This window comes from Myxococcales bacterium (genome assembly GCA_012513515.1).
Classification (GTDB): Bacteria; UBA10199; UBA10199; order 2-02-FULL-44-16; family JAAZCA01; genus JAAZCA01.
On record JAAZCA010000029.1, the window covers coordinates 236,182 to 245,465 of the forward strand.

Consider the following 9,284-nt stretch of genomic DNA (forward strand, 5'->3'; position numbering starts at 1 on the left):
AGCTTCTGCTTTGCCGCCAGTCGCGGTTGTTGCTGGATCCCCGATAAAGTCATTCGAGGATGACGACCATCTCGTCACTCGGGGATGACACCATGAATGTCATTCCCGCATGATTTAAGCCGCCGCTACCGCGGGGCAGACGGGAATCCTGTTCCGACCGTTCACCGGTAACGAGTCACCAGTCACGGTTTTTCTACTTCCTCTGCAATGCAAGTATCGTAGCCGAGGCGGAGAGGCCGAAGCTCGCGATACTGACCATAAATGTAATCCATCCCGTCGGGCTCAGCCAGCGCTCCTTTACGGATATGCTGTCACCCGGATTTACAACCATCCCATCGACCCCTTTTCTAACCTTTCCATCGGGGGCAATGATCTTGATCTTACTGACCTTGCCTCTCTCCGAGACACCGCCTGCGAGGGAGAGGTACTGCGAAAGGTTATAGTGTGGGCTGAATGGATACGCCCCAGGAAATTTAACCCCGCCAAGAACGAAGACCCTATCTTCATATGATGGATAAAAAGGCTGCTCGCCGGGGAGACTCTCCACATTAAAATCGAATTCGTTTTGTGCCGTAATCACATTAGGAACAAATACCACATCGCCATTCAGGATATCGAAGGAGGAAAGGCTGACCGAATCGTTATTCACATCGATAACGTCCTTACTGCCATTCTTAAACCTTACGACCTTTATGGGGAGGGACATATCAACGCCAGCGGTGAAATCGCCAGCGAGCTCTATAAGCGCCTTCAGATTCCTCTCATTTTTAAGCTCATATATATTCGGTCTTCTAACCGATCCGGCGATCTGGACCACATCCTTCCTAAGCGGAATAAAGATAACGTCATTTTCCATCAGATAGGGGTTATTTTCGAGATTTCCGTAAAGCTCATATGAAAGAAGATCGATCGGAATAGATCGCCCATCCCGTTTGAGCTGTATGTGGCGAAGCGAACCGACAAAGGTGACATCCCCGGCCTGTTTGACGGCATCTGATAGCCTGGTGGATGCCGAGACCTGATATGTACCGGGCTCACCAACCTCACCAAGGACATGGATCTGATAGGCGGACATGCTCATGACGCCGCCAATCCCGGACCTCGAATAATCGGTCAAACCCTGTTGCGAAAGGCCGGATCTATCCCCCCCAAACCCGCCAGACTGGGAGGGGTCAGCTCCATCAGCCTGATAAGTTCGAAAGCTGGGCTTGGTAGCCGCACCCTGTTTAGCTCTGGTAGGAACCTGCGCATAGGCCGTTAAAGAGGTGAAAAATATAAAATTAAGAGCCATAAAGGCGCTGACGGATCTGAGATGTTTTCTCATATAACCCCCTGGAAACAAAGAATTTTTGCTGGTATACATGAGGAAATCTTCAAGTCAAGCAATTATATGTGATTGAAATTGAAGGGGAAATATCGAGACGAAGGCTGAGGTTGGGATTGAGGTTACAGAAGCCAGAATCTAAAGGCCAGCCATGAGTCACGGCTCTCACACTCCAACCCCGCAATATACAAACCCCCTCTCCTCCATCTCGGATCTCCGATATATGTTCCTGAAATCGAAGAAGTGATTTCCTTTCATGGATTTCTTTACGCGATCCAGGTCGAGGCTGCGAAACTGGTTCCATTCGGTAAGTATCATCACCGCATCGGCACCCTCGATCGCCGCATATTCATCCGAACAATAGGTGATATGTTCCTTCATATTTTCAAGGCGCCATTTCGCCTCGCCGATCGCCTTGGGATCGTAGGCGGAAAAATGCGCCCCGCGCGCCGCCAGATCGTTCATGATCGTGATGGCCGGACTCTCGCGCATATCGTCGGTATTAGGCTTGAAGGCCAAGCCCAAGACGGCGATCCTCTTTCCCTTAAGATCGCCCATCGTCGCGGCAACCTTTTCGGCCATGAGGCGCTTCTGTTTCTCGTTACTCTCGATGCTCTGCTCTACCAGATAGAGCCTTGCCTCGAGCTTCTTTCCGATATCTGCCAGCGCCTTCGTATCCTTCGGAAAGCAGCTCCCGCCGTATCCTGGGCCGGCATGGAGAAACTTCGGACTGATTCTGCCATCTTTCCCCATCGCCCTGGCGACATCCTGAACGTTTGCCCCCACCTTCTCGCAGAGATTGGCGATCTCATTTATAAATGTGATCTTCATCGCCAGAAAGGCGTTCGATGCGTATTTGATCATCTCAGCAGTTTCCAGATTCGTTTCAACGAATGGGGTTTCATTCAGATAGAGCACCCTGTACACATCCTTCATCATCGAGATCGCCCTCTCACTTTCAGCCCCCACAACCACGCGATCCGGATGCGTGAAGTCCTGCACCGCCGACCCCTCGCGCAGAAATTCCGGGTTACTAACGACATCGAACGGATGATCTACATTCCTGTTTTTCAACTCCTCGGAGATCCAGCCCTTCACCTTTTGCCCAGTCCCGATCGGCACCGTGCTCTTGTCGACTACGACCTTATAGCCGTTCATCGCGCGCGCGATCTCACGGGCAGCATCCTCGACATGTTTAAGATCCGCGCTTCCATCCTCGGCCGGAGGAGTTCCAACGGCTATAAAAACGATGTCACAGTTTTTAACCGCCTCGCGCGTATCGGTAGTAAACTTTATCCTTCCGTAATAGCGATTGCGTTCCACGATCGGAAGAAGCCCCGGCTCATAGATGGGAGTCTCACCGTTATTCAGCTTCTCGATCTTCTTTGGATCACTGTCAACACACACGACGTGATGCCCGAAGTCTGAAAGACAGACTCCAGTGACAAGGCCTACATACCCGGTTCCGATTACAGCGATGTTGGACATATTGAGCTCCTATGATAAATAAGTTAAACCAAACTTAGGGGAAATCGGCGTAAGGCGTAGGGCGTAAGGAAAAACAGCTGCCCTTCTAATTTAGTCTCTTAAACCAAAGTCTTTTGCAAAAAGACCCTCGTTTATTTTATGATAAATAAAAACGGCCAAGTCCTTTGAGCGTTGTCACACTTTCAATTCCTGATATTTACCCATAAAAACACCCTATCAAAATCTTGCCACTACCCTAAAAAGCCTTACGCCTTTCACAGCCTTCCATCCACAACATCTCTCGGCAAAAAGCCTCTTACATCGAAGACATAAGCGGAGTCGCTCTTAAACGATGAGATGTCGTATTTTTTAAATTCTGAATGTCCCACGGCTAGGACGATTGCATCGTATTTTGTATCTGGAAGTTTACTGGTAAGCTCTATGCCATATTCGCGATACACATCTTTTGCATCCACCAACGGGTCATGAACATCGACAGTACATCCAAAATCCTTCAACCCATTGATCACATCTACCACCTTTGAATTTCTAATGTCAGGACAGTTTTCCTTAAATGTAATACCTAGAACAAGAATTCGCGATGAAGGGACTTTATGTCCTTTGTGGATCATTCCCTTCACAACCTGTTCTGCCACATGAGCGCCCATGTTGTCGTTAAGGCGTCGCCCCGCTAGGATGATTTCAGGATTATGCCCAAGCTCCTGCGCCTTATGTGTAAGATAGTAAGGATCAACACCTATGCAGTGACCTCCCACAAGCCCAGGCCGGAAATTTAAGAAATTCCATTTGCTCCCAGCTGCGTCTAAAACCTCGTGCGTGTCTATTCCGACCTTTCTGAATATCTGAGAAAGTTCATTCACAAACGCTATATTTATATCGCGCTGCGTATTTTCTATAACCTTGGCAGCCTCGGCAACCTTTATAGATGATGCCTTAAAAGTGCCAGCGACGATGATTGAGCGATACAACTCATCGACAATATCAGCGGTCTCCGCAGTGCTTCCGCTGGTCACTTTTTTAATTTTTGTGACAGTATGTTCCTTGTCGCCTGGGTTTATCCTCTCCGGGCTATAACCGCAGAAAAAATCCTTATTGAACTTGAGACCGCTCTCTCTTTCCAAAACGGGAACGCATTCCTCTTCTGTACATCCGGGATAGACGGTTGACTCATATACTACAATATCACCAGATTTCAGATATTTTCCAACCGTGCGCGTAGCGCTTATTATCGGGGTGAGATCAGGCCTGTTGTGTTTGTCGACGGGAGTTGGAACCGTAATGATGTAAAAATTTCCATCCTTTATGCCATCGGCCTCGCAGGTAAGTTTCAGTCTCGTTGCAGACTTCAACTGATCCGCAGTTGTCTCCCTAGTACTATCGTGAAATCTGGAGAGCTCATCCACCCTGTTTTTTGAGATATCAAAACCTATGGTTTTATATTTTTTCCCAAATTCAACGGCCAAAGGAAGCCCGACATAACCGAGGCCTATTACAACGATTGTTTTGTTTGAAAGATCAGACATTTTAACCGTTATTTTCTATATTTAATAAAACCATAATACGCATAGTGAATAAAATAATAAATTGATTTGACAAGTGAAATGTGTTCAACGTCCCTATAAGTTCGCCACTGATAGATTGATGCTTTTACTTTATTTCTAGAAACAGATTGTTTTCTTATTCTATAGATAGCAAGAGGTTTCTTTATCCCATAAGCAAAAACAGTTTGTTTCAGTATTTTAAGCCATAATCCATAATCTTGTCTCTTAATAATATTCGGCATTAACAATTTACCTATTCGACTAGTGTCATACACCGCAGTTAAACAGGAAATTGGATTGGTTTTAAGAATATCCTTATAAGAAACTTTTTCAGGAACAATAAAATCTGAAAGTAATGGGTTCAGATTTTCATCGCACCTATGATAAGATGCAAAGCAAAACTCTATATTTTTCTCTAACATTAAATCTAATGAGGTTATAAGAAACTCTGGCTTCCATAAGTCGTCGCTATCCAAAAAGGAAATAAAACGACCATTTGCTTTTTCAATTGCAAAATTTCTAGCAACAGCTGGGCCCGAATTTTTATCCAACTTATAAACTTTAATTCTTGAATCATTCTTTGCATATTCTAAAGCTAGCTCACAGGAACCATCGGTTGAACAATCGTCTACGATAATGAGTTGCCAATTTTTATAAGACTGGCCTAAAACTGATTGGATAGACTCAGCTAAATAACGGAAGGAATTATACACTGGCATTATTATAGAAACCAACATAATTAATTCACACCCTTCAAACGTGTCCACTCATTAAGATATGATGCCATATTCATATTCACATCGAAATATCGTGTTACGTAATCTCTGGCATTCGAAATAATTTTATACATAACCTCTGGATCATGCATTAATAGATCAAGTTTATTGACAGCTAAATTTATGTCGGCCTTAGGACAAAGAATCCCAGTAAAGTTATCTATAACTAATTCGTCATTGCCAGGTATATCGGTTGCAATACATAAACAACCGCAAGCCATTGCTTCTTTCAAAACATTAGGCAACCTGTCGGACTCATATCTTGAAAATAAAGCAAAGAATTGTGATTCTGACATTAGATTAAGCAAATCATTATGTGGGATATGCCCTAAAAAGAAGACTCTTGAATCAACCCCTAAATCCTTAGCAATCCTTTCTAATCTTGACCTGTCAGGACCATCCCCTGCAATACTCAGTCTAGCATTCCTATTTCTAGAACAAAATTTACTAAAAAAAACTATAAGGTCGTCGAACCCTTTTTCTTTAATCAACCTTCCGGCACTCAGAAATGAGTCTGGTCTTTTTTGTTTATAAAAATCAATCAAATCAAAGTTGATGCCTCTATAAATTACTTTAATATTTTTGTTCGGTTCGGCTATTCTGTTTACTTCAGCTAAGTTACATTTTGTATGAGTAAAAACAACTGAGGCATTTTTGGCAACATACTTACTTATACCCATTTTTCTGTTAAGATCATAAGCGCCCAAAAAAATTGAAACAATAGGTTTATAATGAAGCTGATTTAAGGCAAACCAACCAACAAGAGAAGGCATATGTCCCCAAAACAAGTGAACCACATCAGGTTTCTTTTTTTCAAGTTCCTTCCAAATAACAAAAACTCTAGGAGAAAGAAAAAATGCCTTTATTAAATTTGATGGTCTAGAAGACTCACAACGGATTAACCACACAATATATTTAATAAAGACAGAGGAATTGCATAAAATCAATAAAATACCTAATAGAAAGTTGGAATATGAATAGTGTGAGATTTTAATCGTTGATATTCCTCGTTGTGAGATTAGCTTATCATATAGACGATGCTTTCCTCTTAAAGCATATACGCTAACATCGGAATTCTGTCTGAGCAAGGCTTTAACATCCTCGCACGCAAAAGTTTCACTTGGAGCCGGAAATTGCATCAAGATATAGGAAACGTTCAAGACATATCTCCTTTTGAAATCAACACTTCGGATTTAAGGCTTAAACCCACCATCATATAATAAAAAAATGAAAGTCTAATTTGTTCTGTAAAATTATTACCTATTGATGAAAAAGGTATTGTTATAAACCAAATAAATAAAGCCGAGAAAAAAGGAAAATATTCACTGCTAACGGAAACTTTACATATTATTTTATAACAAGCTCGAATAACTAAAAATAATGGCAACAAAAAAACTGTTATAAAACCTACAACGCCATATCTAAAAAAATAGTAAGTATAAACAGATTCAACAAATTCCATCACATCCTTTGCCGGACCGTTTCCAAACAATAAGATCATTGGATTATTAACAGCATATTTAACAGCTAACATAAATTGCTCTTTTCTAATCGAACCAGATCTAATTTCTTCACCAGCCAAAAACCGCTCATACGCCAAGACCAAATAGGAGAAATTGTCCCGAATAAGCATATATAACAGATAGATAAGTATAATTGACAACAAGGAACAGAATGTTAACCAAGGTAAGGATTTATGAAGTTTAAAGTTACGTAGCAAACGTAGATTCACAAAAAAAGAAAATAATGGAGCAACTATAATTAAACCAACAGCAAAACCAGCAAAAACCGACCTCGATTGAGAAGCTAATATGAGCAAAAAAGGAATAATAAAAAACAATAAATATCTCCTCTTGACATACAAACCTTTCATTAAAAAATAGAAGGCATAAAATGTAGAAATAAAGGCAAAGTCATAAGGGTTAACAAAGGGAGCAGCAATTCTCTTAGATTCTAAATTAGCCGATTTTGTATAAAGACCTAATATGGTTGTATCAAGTTTAAAAAAACCAAAAATTGCAAAAACTATCAAACAAATAAGCACACCCCACAAAAACTTATCTAATTTATTTAACTGTGATATATCTTGCAAAGCATCATAGGAAACCAAAAATACACAAGCATATAAAACCGGCCGATGAATTTCGAAAAAATCTCTGAAAATAATATTTACACCGGAAAAAAAAGAACCCATGACGGTAGATAATAAAATTAACACTGCATATGAAAATAGTATAAAAACAACAATTTGTGCACACCTACTCAATTCATATTTAATTTTTCCTTGAATAACTATAAATGAAACAAGGAAAAAAATAAGCAATCCATTGAGTAATATAGCACCCTTTGAGTCAAAAATACTGTGAAACGTCGGAAAAAATAACGCAAAAATAAGCAGGTATAATATAAAGTCAAAGTTTTGCATTTTAACTAACATTACTAATAAGTTCCTCATATGCAGACACAACATTTTGCAAAGAGAACCTTATAGCAGTATCAATAATACTACCACGTTCCCATTTTCTATCTAATGTTAGCCTTATTTTATATAACAAGTCACCAGCATCCTCATACTTGACTAAATAACCGTTCACGGTATTTTGAATTATCTCCCTAGGACCATAATCACAATCAAAGGCTACCACCGGAGTACCCAATGCTATGGAGTCCAGTATAGTGTTAGGGAAACCTTCATGCAAAGAAGTAAGTAACGTCATTCTCGCATCAACATAATATTTAAAAGGCTTTTCTCGAAAACCTTCGAAATCTACACGTTCAAAAACACCAAGCTTCTGTGCAAGTTTTTTCAGTTCACTTTCCAAACTACCAGTGCCCAAAATTTTCAATCTGACCTCTGGATAAATTTTAATAAGACAGGGCATCATTTCTATAGCATAATGGAATGCTTTAACCGGCTCGAGGCGTCCAACGCATAAAATATAATTTTTTCTGGCACAAGATAACATATTATCCTTTAGATATTCCGATATTTCTGGATTAATTGGATTATTTATTATTTTAATCCTATCAGCTGGCATCGCATAATATATCTTCAAGTCATCTGCCATACCCTTGCACTGGGCTATTATTTTATCGACCTTGCTATAGAAAAATCTAACTAACATATCAATCAAGTATTTATGATAAATTGATTTTTGGTGCTTTCTTTTCTGGCTCAAAATTCCTATATTTCTTGCAAATATCTTGAATCTATACGTTGAAAATATCCTAACAATCACCAACATAACCGCGAGTCTGTGGTCAAACACAAGAACCGACTGAGGCTTTTTAACTCTAATATAGTTCCATAACTTAAAAAAAGATTTTCTGGTATGACCAACATTTAAATTAATTAACCTGACTTTTGTATCCAACGAAGTTTGCCAAACAGAATCTTTAAGTGATAGCACAACAACGTCAATATTCCATCCTAGGCTAACAAATTTATTAGCCAAGATAACACAGTTTCCTTCTGCACCTCCTCCTCTTAGAGAGTCGATAATTATCGCAAGTTTCATCTTAAAGAATCCTCTATTATCCATTCTTGCGGAATAAATTTACCTTCATGAAAAACAAGATTGTTATCCCAGTAACCAACACATTGATAGTATCCATCTTGGACAAAACCATAACTTATTTCAACTATTAATGGTTTACCTTGAAAATCATATACAAAATCAAACGCAACACATTGGGATTTAATCTTCTCAGCAGTTTCAAAAGCTAATTTTATTGTTTCATTCGAAAAATTCTCTTTTTCATATAAAATATCTCCGCTACCGGATGCCCTAAAATCATTTGGACGAACCATTCGTTTTATAGCAAAAGCCCTTTTCCCGATTACAACCACCCTAATATCAAACTTGTTGTTCGGAATATAATCCTGAAAATAAACATAACCGCATTCTCTAGGAAACTTTGCTAAAGATTTTGGATAGATAAAGAGTCTCGCTATCCCTTTTATCACTCCCAAAAAATCATCCTTCCCAGCCCTATATTTTCTAACTCTTTCTTTTAAATTCCCTACTCTATTAAATATAGGTATTCCCCTACCAAAAGCCCTTTTTATGACATGCCGCGCATGATTAACATCATTGATAAGCCAAACATTCCCCCCCCCGCACCCCTTCTTAACTTAAAAACCTTTGGAAAATC

At 40.1% G+C, this 9,284-nt stretch carries 8 protein-coding genes; all 8 read right to left on the reverse strand.

Going from position 1 to position 9,284, the window contains the following annotated elements; translation table 11 throughout:
- Window positions 1-193: 193 nt before the first annotated feature.
- On the reverse strand, window positions 194-1,324 hold the full coding sequence (locus GX659_06620; GenBank protein ID NLD28457.1) for a hypothetical protein: 1,131 nt from the start codon (window positions 1,322-1,324) through the stop codon (window positions 194-196).
- Between the two features lie 165 nt (window positions 1,325-1,489).
- Complete coding sequence (locus GX659_06625; protein NLD28458.1) at window positions 1,490-2,812, reverse strand: UDP-glucose/GDP-mannose dehydrogenase family protein; 1,323 nt, start codon at window positions 2,810-2,812, stop codon at window positions 1,490-1,492.
- 254 nt (window positions 2,813-3,066) lie between these two features.
- Complete coding sequence (gene tviB, locus GX659_06630; protein NLD28459.1) at window positions 3,067-4,335, reverse strand: Vi polysaccharide biosynthesis UDP-N-acetylglucosamine C-6 dehydrogenase TviB; 1,269 nt, start codon at window positions 4,333-4,335, stop codon at window positions 3,067-3,069.
- An 8-nt stretch (window positions 4,336-4,343) separates the two neighbouring features.
- Window positions 4,344-5,090 (reverse strand): glycosyltransferase family 2 protein, encoded by a 747-nt coding sequence (locus tag GX659_06635; GenBank protein NLD28460.1) that lies wholly within the window; start codon window positions 5,088-5,090, stop codon window positions 4,344-4,346.
- A gap of 2 nt (window positions 5,091-5,092) precedes the next feature.
- The gene (locus GX659_06640) at window positions 5,093-6,289 is read right to left on the reverse strand and encodes a glycosyltransferase family 4 protein (protein ID NLD28461.1); all 1,197 of its coding nucleotides are present in this window, start codon (window positions 6,287-6,289) and stop codon (window positions 5,093-5,095) included.
- The gene (locus GX659_06645; protein NLD28462.1) at window positions 6,286-7,566 is read right to left on the reverse strand and encodes a hypothetical protein; all 1,281 of its coding nucleotides are present in this window, start codon (window positions 7,564-7,566) and stop codon (window positions 6,286-6,288) included. The genes GX659_06640 and GX659_06645 overlap by 4 nt, the downstream gene beginning before the upstream one ends.
- Complete coding sequence (locus GX659_06650) at window positions 7,556-8,647, reverse strand: glycosyltransferase (protein ID NLD28463.1); 1,092 nt, start codon at window positions 8,645-8,647, stop codon at window positions 7,556-7,558. The genes GX659_06645 and GX659_06650 overlap by 11 nt, the downstream gene beginning before the upstream one ends.
- Complete coding sequence (locus GX659_06655; GenBank protein ID NLD28464.1) at window positions 8,644-9,102, reverse strand: hypothetical protein; 459 nt, start codon at window positions 9,100-9,102, stop codon at window positions 8,644-8,646. Before GX659_06655 ends, GX659_06650 begins: the two co-directional genes overlap by 4 nt.
- Window positions 9,103-9,284: the final 182 nt, after the last annotated feature.

Coding starts and splice junctions, on each gene's coding strand:
- tviB (NLD28459.1), bottom strand. CDS start 4,335: ATGTCTGATCTTTCAAACAAAACAATCGTTGTAATAGGCCTCGGTTAT.
- GX659_06650 (NLD28463.1), bottom strand. CDS start 8,647: ATGAAACTTGCGATAATTATCGACTCTCTAAGAGGAGGAGGTGCAGAA.
- GX659_06645 (NLD28462.1), bottom strand. CDS start 7,566: ATGTTAGTTAAAATGCAAAACTTTGACTTTATATTATACCTGCTTATT.
- GX659_06620 (NLD28457.1), bottom strand. CDS start 1,324: ATGAGAAAACATCTCAGATCCGTCAGCGCCTTTATGGCTCTTAATTTT.
- GX659_06625 (NLD28458.1), bottom strand. CDS start 2,812: ATGTCCAACATCGCTGTAATCGGAACCGGGTATGTAGGCCTTGTCACT.
- GX659_06635 (NLD28460.1), bottom strand. CDS start 5,090: ATGTTGGTTTCTATAATAATGCCAGTGTATAATTCCTTCCGTTATTTA.